At 73.4% G+C, this 12875-nt stretch carries 15 protein-coding genes; 7 read left to right on the top strand and 8 right to left on the bottom strand.

The window, feature by feature from the left end; all coding sequences use genetic code 11:
• Positions 1-6: 6 nt before the first annotated feature.
• Positions 7-399: a VOC family protein gene (locus FGW31_RS32700; protein WP_142197161.1), complete on the bottom strand. Its 393-nt coding sequence runs from the start codon at positions 397-399 to the stop codon at positions 7-9.
• 313 nt (positions 400-712) lie between these two features.
• Here FGW31_RS32700 and FGW31_RS32695 point away from each other — a divergent pair, with 313 nt between their 5' ends.
• The gene (locus tag FGW31_RS32695; RefSeq protein ID WP_142197160.1) at positions 713-1744 is read left to right on the top strand and encodes a 7-epi-alpha-eudesmol synthase; all 1032 of its coding nucleotides are present in this window, start codon (positions 713-715) and stop codon (positions 1742-1744) included.
• Between the two features lie 45 nt (positions 1745-1789).
• Here FGW31_RS32695 and FGW31_RS32690 read toward each other — a convergent pair whose 3' ends face one another.
• Genes FGW31_RS32690 through FGW31_RS32670 form a run of 5 tightly spaced genes read right to left on the bottom strand, consistent with a single transcriptional unit; the run spans position 1790 to position 6119 of the window.
• Entirely contained in the window at positions 1790-3028 is a 1239-nt protein-coding gene (locus tag FGW31_RS32690) for a cytochrome P450 (RefSeq protein WP_142197159.1), read from the bottom strand.
• On the bottom strand, positions 3025-3630 hold the full coding sequence (locus tag FGW31_RS32685) for a GTP-binding protein (RefSeq protein WP_233288752.1): 606 nt from the start codon (positions 3628-3630) through the stop codon (positions 3025-3027). Before FGW31_RS32685 ends, FGW31_RS32690 begins: the two co-directional genes overlap by 4 nt.
• A complete protein-coding gene (locus FGW31_RS32680) occupies positions 3611-3982 on the bottom strand; it encodes a DUF742 domain-containing protein (protein WP_142197157.1) in 372 nt (123 codons plus the stop codon). The genes FGW31_RS32685 and FGW31_RS32680 overlap by 20 nt, the downstream gene beginning before the upstream one ends.
• Entirely contained in the window at positions 3979-4389 is a 411-nt protein-coding gene (locus FGW31_RS32675) for a roadblock/LC7 domain-containing protein (RefSeq protein WP_142197156.1), read from the bottom strand. The genes FGW31_RS32680 and FGW31_RS32675 overlap by 4 nt, the downstream gene beginning before the upstream one ends.
• Positions 4386-6119 (bottom strand): ATP-binding protein, encoded by a 1734-nt coding sequence (locus tag FGW31_RS32670; RefSeq protein WP_142197155.1) that lies wholly within the window; start codon positions 6117-6119, stop codon positions 4386-4388. Before FGW31_RS32670 ends, FGW31_RS32675 begins: the two co-directional genes overlap by 4 nt.
• Before the next feature lie 358 nt (positions 6120-6477).
• Here FGW31_RS32670 and FGW31_RS32665 point away from each other — a divergent pair, with 358 nt between their 5' ends.
• The 3 genes from FGW31_RS32665 (at position 6478) to FGW31_RS32655 (ending at position 8207) form a co-directional block, all read left to right on the top strand.
• A complete protein-coding gene (locus FGW31_RS32665; RefSeq protein WP_142197154.1) occupies positions 6478-6852 on the top strand; it encodes an anti-sigma factor antagonist in 375 nt (124 codons plus the stop codon).
• Positions 6853-6983: 131 nt separating this feature from the next.
• Entirely contained in the window at positions 6984-7646 is a 663-nt protein-coding gene (locus FGW31_RS32660) for a DUF4230 domain-containing protein (protein WP_142197153.1), read from the top strand.
• A gap of 84 nt (positions 7647-7730) precedes the next feature.
• Positions 7731-8207, top strand: a complete 477-nt coding sequence (locus FGW31_RS32655; protein ID WP_142197152.1) for a VanZ family protein — start codon at positions 7731-7733, stop codon at positions 8205-8207.
• A 36-nt stretch (positions 8208-8243) separates the two neighbouring features.
• On the opposite strand, the gene FGW31_RS32650 is transcribed toward FGW31_RS32655, so the two are convergent.
• Both FGW31_RS32650 and FGW31_RS32645 read right to left on the bottom strand, forming a co-directional pair.
• Positions 8244-8522 carry a hypothetical protein gene (locus FGW31_RS32650; protein ID WP_142197151.1) on the bottom strand — a complete coding sequence of 93 codons (279 nt, stop codon included), beginning with the start codon at positions 8520-8522 and terminating at the stop codon, positions 8244-8246.
• Between the two features lie 76 nt (positions 8523-8598).
• Positions 8599-9408: an SDR family oxidoreductase gene (locus tag FGW31_RS32645; RefSeq protein ID WP_142197150.1), complete on the bottom strand. Its 810-nt coding sequence runs from the start codon at positions 9406-9408 to the stop codon at positions 8599-8601.
• A 157-nt stretch (positions 9409-9565) separates the two neighbouring features.
• Here FGW31_RS32645 and FGW31_RS32640 point away from each other — a divergent pair, with 157 nt between their 5' ends.
• From FGW31_RS32640 to FGW31_RS32630, 3 genes are read left to right on the top strand one after another with little or no spacing between them, the layout of a single operon-like run.
• Complete coding sequence (locus tag FGW31_RS32640; protein ID WP_142197149.1) at positions 9566-10606, top strand: PHP domain-containing protein; 1041 nt, start codon at positions 9566-9568, stop codon at positions 10604-10606.
• Between the two features lie 42 nt (positions 10607-10648).
• Positions 10649-11305 carry an HAD family hydrolase gene (locus tag FGW31_RS32635; protein ID WP_142197148.1) on the top strand — a complete coding sequence of 219 codons (657 nt, stop codon included), beginning with the start codon at positions 10649-10651 and terminating at the stop codon, positions 11303-11305.
• A gap of 46 nt (positions 11306-11351) precedes the next feature.
• Positions 11352-12566: an aromatic acid exporter family protein gene (locus FGW31_RS32630; protein ID WP_142197147.1), complete on the top strand. Its 1215-nt coding sequence runs from the start codon at positions 11352-11354 to the stop codon at positions 12564-12566.
• Positions 12567-12875 lie beyond the last annotated feature (309 nt).

The following is a 12875-nucleotide window of genomic DNA, read 5'->3' as shown; positions in this document are numbered from 1 at the left end:
GCGGGCTCACCCCTGTTTGGGGGCCGTCGCGGTGCCGCGGCGGACGGTGAAGGAGTGGCCCGCCGGGTCCGCGTAGCCGCGCTCCTCGGTGGGGCCCGACGCGTCGCCCGTCTCCATCGGGCGGCCGCCGAGGCCGACGATCCGGCGTTCCACCTCGTCCAGGTCGTCGGCCTCGAACTCCAGGTGCGCCTGGAGGGAGTTCTCGGGGCGCGGCCAGCTCGGCGCGGTCGCGTTGACGTCGCGGCGCAGGGCGAGGCGGAAGCCGTCGGCGGACCGTATCTCCACCCGGTTGACGTGGGCGTCGACCTGCGTCGCCTCCAGCAACTCCGCGTAGAATCCGGCGAGTTTCTCGGGCTCGGCGCAGTCGAGCACCACGACTCCCCCGGTCACCAGTGCCATGTCTCCTCCTTGTGGTCCGCAGACGGGGCCCTGCTGCCCCGCCCGGTAGGTGACACCTGTCCCCGCTCGCCGGTTTCAGTCGGGGTACGGCGCGGTGGATGCCGGGCGTCGGGGCGGGTCCGTGACCCGGGCGGCCCGTGGAGTAACGGAGATCACGACGGAGCCGTCGCGTAGATCATTTACGCTCGGAGGAGCCTCGTTCCGCTTCTCAACTTCCGTTGTGGAAAGCGGAGTTCGAGTGCGCGGGTGGCCGTCACGACCGCTCGCCCGCAGGGCCGGGGGACTCTGCGTTCCGTCTCCCGAAAGGAAGCACATGCCTCAGGACGTCCGGTTCGACCTGCCCTTCGACACCCCCGTCAGCGGCCATCTGGAGTACGCCCGGGCGCGTCATCTGCGCTGGGTGTGGGAGATGGGTCTGGTCCGCAGCCGGGACGGGTTCGAGGAGTACCGGTCCTGGGACCTGCCGCAGGCCGCCGCCCGCACCTATCCGCACGCCTCGGCGCAGGACATGGTCGTCCTGATGAACTGGTTCTCCCTGGCCTTCCTCTTCGACGACCAGTTCGACGCCGGCCGGCCGGACCGCGCGGACCGGATAGCCGAGGTGGCGCGGGAACTCGTCGTGACCCCGCTGCGGCCGGCGGGGAGCCGTCCCCGGGTCGTCTGTCCCATCACGCTGGCCTGGACCCAGGTCTGGGAACACCTCTCCGACGGCATGTCCCTGACCTGGAGAACCCGGTTCGCCGCCTCCTGGGGCCGGTTTCTGGTGGCGCACTGCGAGGAGGTCGACCTGGCGGCCCGGGGACTGGCCGGAACGCTGGGCCTGGAGGAGTACACCGCGTTCCGGCGCCGTACCGTCGGCATCCACCACAGCATCGACGCCGGCGAGCGCAGCCGGGGCTTCGAGGTGCCGGCGCAGGCCATGGCGCATCCGCTGATGGAGCGCCTGCGCGATCTGGCCTCCGACACCATCGGGTTCATGAACGACATCCACTCCTTCGAGCGGGAGCGGCGCCGCGGCGACGGCCACAACCTCATCGCCGTGCTGCACCGCGAGCGCGGCTACTCCTGGCAGGAGGCCGCCGACGAGGCGTACGCCATGACGACCGCGTGCCTGGCGGAGTACGTGGAACTCGAGGCGCGGGTGCCCGCGATGTGCGACGAGCTCGGGCTCGACGCGGACGGGCGGGACCGGGTGCGCCGGGGAGTCGAGGCCATCCAGCACTGGATCAACGGCAACTACGAGTGGGCGCTGACCAGCGGCCGCTACGCGGCGTCCAAGGACGGGCCCGTCGCCACCGCCGAGCAGGCCGGGCGAGGCTCGGTGGACGATCTGCTGACGGTGTGAGACGGCGGTGCTGCCCGGCCGTCGGTGCCGTGCCGGGCAGCGGCGTCACACGCCGAACTCCACGGGCAGCGAGTCCAGCCGGGACTCCCAGGTCGAGGCGGTGGAGCTGAGGTCCTCCGGCGGCACCGCCAGCCGCAGCCCGGGCAGCCGGTGCAGCAGCACGTCGACGGCTGTCTGGATGACGGCCTGGCCGATGTTCTGCCCGGGACACTCGTGGGGTCCCGAACTGAACGCCAGATGCGCCTGGTTGCCGTGCACGGGCCCCCCGGTGTCCGGGCGGATCTCGGGGTCGAGGTTGCCCGCGGCCAGTCCCAGCACCAGCAGGTCGCCCTCCTGGATGCGGTGGCCGCCCAGTTCGAGGTCGCTGGCGGCGAAGCGGCCCGGCAGCACGGCCAGCGGCGGGCTGTCCCACATGACCTCCTCCACCACCTCGGAGACGTTCAGCTGACCGCTGATCAGCCCGGCGAGCCGGGAGGTCTCGGTGAGGACCAGTTGCAGCACGCGGGCCAGCAGGTTGCTGGTGGTGGTGTGGGCGGCGATCAGCACCAGGCGCAGATGGCTGACGATCTCGTCCTCGTCCAGCCCGGCGTGGTGCTCCAGCAGGGCGGTGGCGAGGTCGCCGCCGGGCTCGGAGCGCTTGCGCTCCACGAGCCGGGCGAGGATCTCCTGGATGCGCGCGTCGTGCGTGACGGCGTCCTCGCCGCCTCCGAGGACCTGGGCGCAGGACTCGACCAGGTCCCGTCCCTCCGCCTCGGGCAGTCCGAGGATGCGGCTGAGGACCAGCATCGGGAGGTACTCGGCGTAGTCGCCGACCAGGTCGGCGCGGCCGGCGTCCACGAAGGCGTCGATCTGCCGGTTGGCGTAGTGGGTGGCGTGGCGGCGGACACCGCGCCCGGCGGCCGCCCGGAGGCCGTCGGTGACGGCGGCGCGGAGCCGGCGGTGCGGTTCGCCGTCCTGCGAGACGCAGTCGGGCCGCCAGCCGAGCATCGGGATCAGCGGTGAGGTCTCCTCGACGAGTCCGTCGCGCCAGTCCCGCCAGATGCGGGCGTCCCGGGTGAACTGACGGGGGTTGTCCAGCACCCGCCGGGCGTCCCGGTAGCCGAGCACCAGCCAGGCCGGCACCTCGCCCTCCAGCAGCACCGGCGCCACCGATCCGTGCTCCTTGCGCAGCCGCTCGTAGATGCCGGCCGGGTCGGTGGCCGCCTCCGGCCCGTACAGCCTGGCGAGTTCCGCGCCGTGGTGGGCGACGGGGCAGCCGCGCGGGCTGTCGGAGGAGGCGCTCATCGGGACTCCACCGGCACGGCCGAGCGTTCCTTCAGGTGCCGGATGAGGGCGAGCAGGACGTCACGGCTGGCGGCGCGGTCGCGGGCGTCGAAGGAGACGACCGGGATGTGCGCGGGGATGTCCAGCGCGTCGCGGATCTCCTCCTCCGGGTAGTCCTTGGAGTCGGGGAAGACGTTGAGCGCGATGACGAACGGCACCTTCTGCCGTTCCATCTCCTCGATCGCCCGGAAGCTGGAGGCCAGCCGGCGGGTGTCGACCAGGACGACCGCGCCGAGCGCGCCCTTGAACAGGCCGTTCCACAGGAACCAGAACCGCTCCTGCCCGGGCGTGCCGAACAGGTACAGCACCAGGCTGTCGTTGAGGCCGATCTTGCCGAAGTCCAGGCTGACGGTGGTCTGCGACTTCTCGGCGACCCCGATGAGGTCGTCGACGCCGACGCTGGCCTGGGTGAGGGTCTCCTCCGTGGTGAGCGGCCTGATGTCGCTGACCGAGCGGACCATGGTGGTCTTCCCGGTGCCGAATCCGCCGGCGATCATCACCTTCACCGAGCGGATGTCCCCGCCGGCGTGCCGACCGGGTCGGTCAAAGCCTTTCAAGTCCACTGAGTACCTCCTCAAGGAGCGCGAGGTCGGGCCCGCGGCCGGCCACATGGGCCGGGATCGGGTCACGGGCTTCGACACGGCCTGCCTCCAGCAGGTCCGACAGCAGCACCGCGAGAATGTTGAACGGCAGTCCGAGGTGGGCGCCGAGTTCGGCGACCGAGAGCGGTTCCCGGCACCGCCGGATGATCTCCTCGTGCTCGTGCTGCAGGCCCGGGACGGGACCCGAGCGGGAGACGACGAGGGTGGCCACGTCGAGGCCGGCGGCCGCACCGCCCGGTCCGCTGCGCCCGCCGGTGAGGACGTAGTAGCGCTCGAGACCGGACGGGTCCGCCGGTCGGCGGGGAGCACTCATCCAGAGTGCTCCTCCAGGCGCGGAGTGGTGCCGAGGAGCTCGCCCATTCTGCGGGCGAGATCCCTCATCTGGTGTCCGAGCAGCCCTTGGTCCAGGCCCTCCCGCGCGAGGACGCCGAGATAGGTCTCCACTCCGGCGCGGACCACGAAGAGGTGGCCGCCGTCGACCTCGATCATCGCCAGCCGCAGCTGTCCCGCGTAGGCGGGGAACTGCTCGGCGACCGGCTGGGCCAGGGCCTGCAGTCCGGCCACGACGGCCGCGAAGCGGTCCACGTCGTCGGGGTCGTCGGCCCCGTAGGAGGTGATGGCCTTGCCGTCGCTGGAGGCCACGAGGGCGAATCGGATCTCCTTGATGCTCTCGACGAGATCGCGGAGCGCCCAGCTCACGTCGGTTCCCTGCTGCGTCATCTGGTCTGGTCGCTCTCTTCGGTGCGGTGCTCGGTGGACTCGCGTCCGGTGGGGGTGTGGGATTCGCCGCCGGTGCGGGGTGTCCGGTCGGCGGGACGTCCGGCGGCGGCGAAGGCGGCGAGGCCGGCGAAGGACGAGTCCGGCGGTACGGCGCAGACGCCGCCGTACTCGGCCGGTTCGGTCCGGGTGCCGTGCGGCGGGGTGTCCGCCGTGGTCCGCCGGCTGCCGCTGCGGCGCCGGGGCAGCCCGCCGGGGGTGGTGTCGGCCGGCTCCGCGTGGTCGTCGGCGGGCGGCGCGGTGGTGCCGGCGGCCGCCCGGCCGGGCTCGGTGGCGCCTGCTTCCGGTGCGGTGGTCGTGGCGGGCAGCGGACTGAAGTACTTGTGCGGCACGACGACCACCACGGAGGTGCCGAGCCACGGCGAGTCCGCGAAGGTGACGCGGATGCCGTAGCGGCGGGCGAGGATGCCGACGACCCTGAGTCCGATGTTCGCGTCCTCGCTGATGCCGCCGATGCCCGCACCGGGCGCGGTGCCGGCGAGGGCGTGCTCGGCCTCGCGCTTCTTCTCCTCGCTCAGGCCCTTGCCGGAGTCCTGGATCTCGATGCCGACGCCGTTGGGGACCTCCCGGCCGGAGACCACCACGGGCTCGGTGGGTGGCGAGTAGCGGGCCGCGTTGTCGAGGAGGTGGGCGAAGATCAGCGTGAGGTGGTCCACCAGGCCGCCGTCCACGCCGAGTTCGGGCAGCCGGCTCAGCTGGACGCGGTGGAAGTCCTTGATGCGGCCGATGCCGCCGCGGACGACGCTGAGCAGCCGCTGCGGTTCCTGCCACTGCCGGCCGGGCCGGTCCGAGCCGCCGAGCACGCCGATGCTGGCGGCCAGGCAGTCGGCGGGGCCGATCTGCTGGTCGAGTTCCATCAGCCCCCGGGCGACGACCGGAAGCCGGCCGTGTTCGCCCTGCATCTCGTGCAGCCGGCCGCGAAGCTTGCTGGTGAGGACGTGGATGCGGTTGCCGATGCTGATGACGGCCTGTTCGGCGGAGGTGGAGCGGTCGAACTCCTCCTCCAGGCCGCGCAGCGCGGTGCGCAGGATCTTGCGGAGTTCGGCCTGGAGGTCGGCGCCGACCTCGGCGCACTGCTCGACGCTCGGCAGCAGGTCGTCGATGGCGTCACCGGCGCGCAGCCGGCGGATCGCGGCGGGCAGTTGCTCGTCGGCGAGGCGGCTGATCGCGGCCACCTGGTGGGCCAGCCGTTCCTCCCACGCCCCGGTCTGTCCGGCGAGCTGCGCCTCGTGGGTGCGGGCCTGCTCGGCCAGCCGCTCCTCGAACGCCTCGGTGTGGTCCGCGAGCCGTGCCTCGTAGGTCGCGCCCTGTTCGGCGAGCCGGCGTTCGTAGGCGGCGGCCTGCTCGGTGAGGGCGTCCTCCCGCGCGGCGCGTTCGGCGGTGAGCCTGCGCTCCTGACCTGCCAGGTGCTGCTGCCACTGCTGGGTGTGCTCGGTCTGCGAGGTGCGGAACTCGGCCTGTGTGCGCAGCAGTTGGACCCGGCTGCGGAGCAGCAGCCGGACACACACGGCGCAGGCGGTCGTCGCGGCCGCGCCGAGGACGGCCGTGGTGATCCGGTCCGAACTCATCGACGCGGCGGCGATCGTCCCGCCACCGAGGCCGAGCGGCATCAGCCACCAGCTGCGCCAGGTGACAGGTGGCCGCGCCGCCGGTGGCGGAGTGGCGAGTTCCATCAGCATCCTTCGAAGACACGGTCGAAAGGGGGGGTGTGCAAGGGACCGCCCTCATGAGTACGCACCGTGGAGTGACCCGTCGCGATACGGGTCAACTCACGGCGCTTGCAAGGAGCTTAACCGGTCGGCGGCCTCGAGGATCAAGTTCGACCGCTGCCCGACGTGAGGATTCCGTCACGCTCCGAAGAGGGCCGTTCCGGCCGCCCGGAGCGATCCGAAAGAACTCGGTCGCAATTCGAAGACATATGACAAACGAACATGCTCAAATGCACTCGACCGAAGGTAACTTGCGGTGCGGGAAAGGGTGTTGAGCGCTTTCCCCACCCGTAGCACGGAGCGAGCTGGAGGCGATGGCGTCGTGCGGTACGGACCTGCACCGCTGACCCGGCATCTGCGCGTCCGCCAGGACCGGGGGCACACGGTGCTGGAGTTCCGCGGTGAGATCGACATCGCCGCGGCCGCGGAGATCGCCCCGCACCTGGACGCGGCGACCGCCGGGACGGACGCCCGGGTGGTGATCGACCTGACCCGTGTCGAGTTCTTCGACCTGTCCGGTCTGCGCCTGCTCTACCGCGCCCGGCACCGCGTCACGGAGGGCCCCGGCCGGCTGCTCCTCGTCTGTGCCCATCCGCTGACCCTGCGCATGCTGCGCATCACCGGCCTGTCCCGGCGGCTGCCCCCGTGGCCGACGCTCGACGCGGCCCTGGAGCAGCCCGGCCCCGCTCCGGAGTGACGGCACTCCCGCACGCCGGAGCACCCTCCGTGCGCCCCCGCGTGCTTCCGATGCGGCCGTCCGTTCCTCGACTCCCCTGCCTGTTCCCGGATTCGGCGGGCATCCGCTCCCGAGGAAGGAGGGCCGTCACCATGACCGCTCCCGTGAAGCGACTGCCCGCACGGCTGCCGGGCTGGGCGAAGGTGCTCGGCGCGGTGGTGCTGCTGTTCGCCGTGCTGTTCGCCGGGATCCGGCTGAGCGTGCTGCCGGGCCTGAAGGACGTGTTCGGCACCGAGACCCGGGACCGTTCCGGGCCCGCGCTCCTGGAGTCCGTCCGGGACATCAGCCGCTACGAGGCCGCCTCGGGCAGTTTCCAGGTGGTGGTGGACCTGGAGAAGGACACGAAGTTCCTGCCGGACGCGGTCCGCGGCAGCCGCACGCTGTACGTGGGCGCGGGCACCGTCGACGCCTACGTGGACCTCGGCTCGCTGGACGGGGACGACGTGCGCGTGGACGAGGACCGCACGTCCGCCACGCTGCGGCTGCCCCACGCCCGTCTCGGCACGCCCGCCCTGGACCCCGGGCGCTCCTACGCCGTCTCCAAGCAGCGCGGGCTGCTCGACCGGCTCGGTGACCTCTTCTCCGACAACCCCAACAGCGAACAGGCCGTGCAGCAGCTCGCGGTGCGCCACATCGGTGACGCGGCGAAGGAGAGCGGCCTCACCGCGCGGGCGGAGAGCAACACCACGGAGATGCTCGAAGGCCTGCTGCGCTCCCTGGGGTTCGAGCGGGTGCGGGTCACCTACGGCGACTGACCGGTACGGCGGCGGGCCGGAGTGAGGACCCGATGCGGGGGTAACCGGCCGTGCACACGCAGAAGTTGACGAACGGAGGATCACATGGCCCGCGCCGCCCCACGCCCCCTCCCCCTGCCCCTGCGGCTGCTGGCGATGGTGTGCGCCTTCGCCGTGATGGTGGTCTTCGCGGTGGTCCTGGCCCGGCTCACGCTGCAGCCCTCACCCGCCTCGGAGGCGCTGACCCACACCAATCTGCGGCCCGGCCGCTCCCTGCAGGCGTACCTGGACCAGCCCGCGCTGCGCGACGCCGTGCGCCAGATCGGCGGGAACATCCTGCTCGGCGTGCCCTTCGGCGTCCTCGCGCCGGTCGTCGCGCCGCGCACCCGCGGGTTCCTGCGGGTGCTGGTGCTCACGGCCGTCGTGATGCTGCTGGTGGAGGTGGCGCAGGGCCTGCTGGTGACCGGACGCGCCTTCGACATCGACGACGTCATCCTCAACACCGGCGGGGCACTGGCCGGTTACCTGCTCGTGGGCCGGCGCCTGGGCCGCACCGTGCACGCGCGCAGGCCGAAGACCTGACCGCCTCCGGCCACCCGCTCCGGCGCCGTACCGACGCTAGGTGCGCCGCCCGCTGCGCTCACGAGGAGGGCGTGGGCCGCGGCGTACGGTCCAGGTGAACTTGTCGCCGCCCACCCAGCGGATCACGTCCGGGTCGTCCAGGTCGTGGACCGTGATCCCGAACGCGGCGGCGGCGTGCAGGACGTCGGTGACGGTCCTGGCCTCGCCGACCACCTCGCCGTCGATCTCCACGATGCGGAACGGCGGAGTGCCGGGCTGGACCCCGAGCACCATGATCCGCGGGTGCGACATGTACGGGCTCGCGCTTTCGGTCATGCATCGAGGGTAGGCCGCAAACCGCTCGAACGCGGCAAAGAGGGCGTCCTCGGGTGCGTGACGGGAGCGCTCGGGCTCAGGGCCGGCGCCAGTCGTCGCTCGTCAGGTGGGAGCCGGCCTGCGGACCCATGCGGAGCATTCCGCCGTCCACGCTCCAGGAGGCGCCGGTGACGTACGAGGCGTCCGGCCCGGCGAGGAAGGCGATCACCGCCGCGACCTCGCGGGCGTCGCCGGGCCGCCCCAGCGGCACACCGGGGCGGCGCTCGGTGTGCGGATCGGTGTCCTCCTGGCCGGTCATGGGGGTGGCGATCTCACCCGGGGCGACCGCGTTGACGGTGATGCCGTGCTCGGCGAGTTCCAGCGCCATCACCTGGGTGAGCAGCCCGAGACCGCCCTTGGCGGCGCAGTACGGCGCTGCGCCCACCCGTGGCTGGTGCTCGTGCACGGACGTCACGTTCACGATGCGGCCGCCCTCGCCCTGGCGGATCATGTGCCGGGCCGCCTTCTGCCCGCACAGGAACGGCCCGACCAGGTCGACGTCCAGGACCTCGCGCACCGTGGGCAGGTCCAGGTCGAGGAACGGCGTCATGGTGCCCGTGCCGGCGTTGTTGACGAGCACGTCGAGGCGGCCGAGCCGGTCGCACAGCTCGTCGATCGTGTCCGCGGCCGCGGGCAGCCGGGTGAGGTCCATCGGGGCCACCTCGGCCCGCCTGCCGTGCGCCCGCACCTCCGCCGCCGTCTCCTCGGCGCCCTCCCGGTCGCTGTGCCAGGTGATGCCGACGTCCATGCCCGCGGCGGCCAGACGTACGGCGGTGGCCCGGCCGATGCCGGAGTCGGCGCCGGTGACCACGGCGGCCTTGCCGCCCGGTGCGGTGGGAACGGACATGCGGACCTCCTGGGTCGTACGCCGGAACGCCGGAGTGCCGGAGTACCGGACGGGAACGGAACGACGCATCGCAGTACCCCGGTGCGCACCGGGCCAACCCCCGCTTCCGCCGTGCGGCCGAACGCGCCCTGGGCAACTCTGGAGCGAGGAGGTGGCGATGGACCCCGTCGAGGCGCTGGACCGGATCGCCTTTCTGCTGGAGCGCTCACTGGCACCGACGTACCGCGTCCGTGCCTTCCGCACGGCGGCCCGGGCGCTGTCGGAGCTGGGCGAGGAGCAGGTGCGCGCGCGGGTGGAGGCCGGGACGCTGGAGGCGCTGCGGGGCGTCGGGCCGAAGACCGCCCAGGTGGTGGTGGAGGCGCTGGCCGGGGAGGTGCCCGGCTATCTGCGGCGGCTGGAGGACGAGGCCGGCGCGGCGCCCGCCGACCGGGACGGGCGGGAGCTGCGGGCGCTGCTGCGCGGGGACTGCCATCTGCACTCCGACTGGTCCGACGGGGGCAGCCCGATCGAGGAGATGGGCCGCACCGCGGCGCGGCTCGGCCACGAGTGGGCCGCCCTCACCGACCACTCGCCCCGGCTGACGGTGGCGCGCGGGCTGTCCGCCGACCGGCTGCGCGCGCAACTGGACGTGGTGGCGGAGCTCAACGAGACCTGGGCGCCGTTCCGGCTGCTCACCGGCATCGAGTGCGACATCCTCGAGGACGGATCCCTGGACCAGGACCCGGAACTCCTCGCACGGCTCGACGTCGTGGTGGTGTCCGTGCACTCGAAGCTGCGGATGGACGCCAGGTCCATGACCCGGCGCATGGTGGCCGCGGTGCGCGACCCGCACTCCGACGTGCTCGGGCACTGCACCGGGCGGCTGCTGACCGGGCGCGGGCGGCCGGAGTCGTCGTTCGACGCGGACGAGGTCTTCGCGGCGTGCGCCGAGACCGGCACCGCGCTGGAGATCAACAGCCGGCCCGAGCGGCTCGACCCGCCGCGCCGCCTGCTGCGCCGCGCGGTGGACGCGGGCGTGCTGTTCTCCGTCGACACCGACGCGCACGCGCCGGGCCAGCTGGACTGGCAGATCCTCGGCTGCGCCCGCGCGCAGGAGTGCGGCGTGCCGCCCGGGCGGGTGGTGACCACCTGGTCGCTGGAGCAGGTCCTGGCGTGGACGCGCGAGCGGAAGGTGCCCTCCGGAGTGACGGGCGCCTGACGTGGTACCCGGACCGTCCGCGAGGAGAGGAAGGGACCACCTGTGGAACGGGCGGCCGTGTTCGACGTCGACGGCACTCTGGTCGACACCAATCACCTGCATGTGACGGCCTGGTGGGAGGCGCTCCGGCAGGCGGGCCACCTGGTGCCGATGCACGCCGTGCACCGGGCCGTGGGCCTGCCCTCCACCGATCTGGTCGCCCATCTGCTGGGTGACGACCGGGACACCGGGCGCGACGCGGAGCTGAGCGCCGCGCACAAGGCGCTGTACGGGCAGTACTTCGACCGGCTGCCCGCGCTGCCGGACGCCGGGCGGCTGCTGAAGCGGCTGCACCGGGACGGCTGGACGGTGGTGCTGGCCACCTCGGCCGGGGGCGCGGAGCTGGAGGCGCTGCGCCGCGCGATCGACGCGGACGAGGCGATCGACGCGACGGCGAGCGCCGACGACGTCGATCAGGGCAAGCCCGCTGCGGAGCCCGTCGAGCACGCGCTGGAGCTGGCCGGGGTGCCCGCGGAGCGGGCGGTGTTCGTCGGTGACACGGTGTGGGACATGCGGGCGGGCAGCCGGGCCGGCGTGCGGTGTGTGGGGGTGCTGTGCGGCGGCATTCCGCGCCGCGATCTGGAGGAGGCAGGAGCGGACGCGGTCTACGACGACCCGGCGGCCCTCCTGGCGGCGCTGCCGCGGAGCCCTCTGGCATGAGCTTCCACCGGCATGGGACCCGGTGCGACCGGGAAACCCGCAGGTCATGGCGCGTATGACCGAGGAGGCGCGGCAGGAGCGTGCCGCGGAACGGGTGGGCCGGGCGGCCCGGGTGGCGGAAGCGGTACGGCGGGACGTGCGGTCCTGCGGCCGGGCGGCGCGGGCGGCGTGGCGGGGGCCCGGGCGGGAGCGGGATCTGCTGGTGCAGTCGCTGAAGGCGGCCGCGGCGGCGCTGCTGGCGTGGGTGGTGGCGCGGATCTGGCTCGACGACCCGATGGCCCTGATGGCGCCCTGGGTGGCGCTGGTCCTGGTGCAGGCGACCGTCTACAGCTCGCTGGTGCAGGGCGCGCGGCAGTTCACCGCCATCTGTGCCGGGGCGCTGGTGGCGTCGGGGGCGCAGGCGGTCACCGGCGACACGACGGGTGCGCTCGCGCTGTCGGTGCCGGTGCTGATGCTGCTGTCGAACTGGCCGCGCTTCGGTGACCAGGGCATCTACGCGGCCACCACGGCGGTGTTCACCATCGCCTCGGGCACGGTGAGCGCCGTCGCCGTGGGCCACCGGCTGGGACAGGCGGCGCTCGGCGCGGTCATCGGCGTCGCGGTGAACGCGCTCGTCCTGCCGCCGATCCACCTGCGGGACGTACGGGAGAACCTGGCGGCGCTGGCCCGGGAGGCCGGTGACGTGCTGCACGCCGTCGCGCGGGACCTGCGGGAGGGCGAGTGGGACGCGCAGACCTCCGCCCGCTGGCTGGACGCGTCGGCGCGGCTGCGGGACCGGGTGGACGCGCTGCGGTCGGCCCGCGGCTGGAGCCGGGAGAGCCTGCGCCTGACGTCCGGTGCCCTGCGCGCCCTGCACCGGGCGCCGACCGCGGCGGTCCCGCCGGAGGCGGAGGACGACCGGTTCGGGCAGGTGACGGGGCACGTCACCGCGCTGACCCGGACGCTGGCGGTGGCCGCCGACGAGGAGCGCACGCCGGCCGCGCCGGACGCGTCGGTGCTGCGCCGCTACGCGGAGCTGCTGGAGCTGATCGGCGACGCCTGCCACGGCGAGGCCGACCGGCTGCTGGACGGCGGTGCGCGGCCGGACCGCCTGCTGGACGGGCGGACGGAGGAGGTCATGCGGGAACTGCACACGGAGCTCCAGGAGGGGCTGCGGGAGCAGGCGGGGCAGGGGGCCGCGCGGGCGGCGGTCCTCGGCACGCTGCTGCTGCAGGCGGAGAACCTGTGGGCCGACCTCGACCCGGGTGCGCGGGGACGCTGACGGCCGGGCCCGCGCTCCGGCCGTTCCTCCGGTGACGCACCTCACCCGCGCGGCGCGGCGACGGCGGAACAGATGAGGACGCTCGTCCGTTGAAGAGGGTGTGGGTACGGACGGAACAGTGTCCCCGGGCCTCACCATCCGCCCACAGGGACGATCGTTCGGCTGAAGCCCTGTGGAGCCTTCCGCCGAGAGGCGACCGCCGTCCGTGCCCGCCCTCTGGCCGCCCCGGCCGTGATTCCCCCGTCGCGGTCGGGGCTTTTCCCTGCCCGCTCGTCCCTGCCCGCTCGTCCCTGCCGCTCGCGCGCGGCG

This window comes from Streptomyces calvus (genome assembly GCF_006782915.1).
GTDB lineage: Bacteria > Actinomycetota > Actinomycetes > Streptomycetales > Streptomycetaceae > Streptomyces > Streptomyces calvus.
This window is presented reverse-complemented; position numbering and strand designations above follow the sequence as displayed.

Coding starts and splice junctions, on each gene's coding strand:
- FGW31_RS32650 (WP_142197151.1), bottom strand. CDS start 8,522: ATGACCGAAAGCGCGAGCCCGTACATGTCGCACCCGCGGATCATGGTG.
- FGW31_RS32690 (WP_142197159.1), bottom strand. CDS start 3,028: ATGAGCGCCTCCTCCGACAGCCCGCGCGGCTGCCCCGTCGCCCACCAC.
- FGW31_RS32700 (WP_142197161.1), bottom strand. CDS start 399: ATGGCACTGGTGACCGGGGGAGTCGTGGTGCTCGACTGCGCCGAGCCC.
- FGW31_RS32640 (WP_142197149.1), top strand. CDS start 9,566: ATGGACCCCGTCGAGGCGCTGGACCGGATCGCCTTTCTGCTGGAGCGC.
- FGW31_RS32660 (WP_142197153.1), top strand. CDS start 6,984: ATGACCGCTCCCGTGAAGCGACTGCCCGCACGGCTGCCGGGCTGGGCG.
- FGW31_RS32675 (WP_142197156.1), bottom strand. CDS start 4,389: ATGACGCAGCAGGGAACCGACGTGAGCTGGGCGCTCCGCGATCTCGTC.
- FGW31_RS32655 (WP_142197152.1), top strand. CDS start 7,731: ATGGCCCGCGCCGCCCCACGCCCCCTCCCCCTGCCCCTGCGGCTGCTG.
- FGW31_RS32695 (WP_142197160.1), top strand. CDS start 713: ATGCCTCAGGACGTCCGGTTCGACCTGCCCTTCGACACCCCCGTCAGC.
- FGW31_RS32645 (WP_142197150.1), bottom strand. CDS start 9,408: ATGTCCGTTCCCACCGCACCGGGCGGCAAGGCCGCCGTGGTCACCGGC.
- FGW31_RS32670 (WP_142197155.1), bottom strand. CDS start 6,119: ATGGAACTCGCCACTCCGCCACCGGCGGCGCGGCCACCTGTCACCTGG.
- FGW31_RS32630 (WP_142197147.1), top strand. CDS start 11,352: ATGGCGCGTATGACCGAGGAGGCGCGGCAGGAGCGTGCCGCGGAACGG.
- FGW31_RS32680 (WP_142197157.1), bottom strand. CDS start 3,982: ATGAGTGCTCCCCGCCGACCGGCGGACCCGTCCGGTCTCGAGCGCTAC.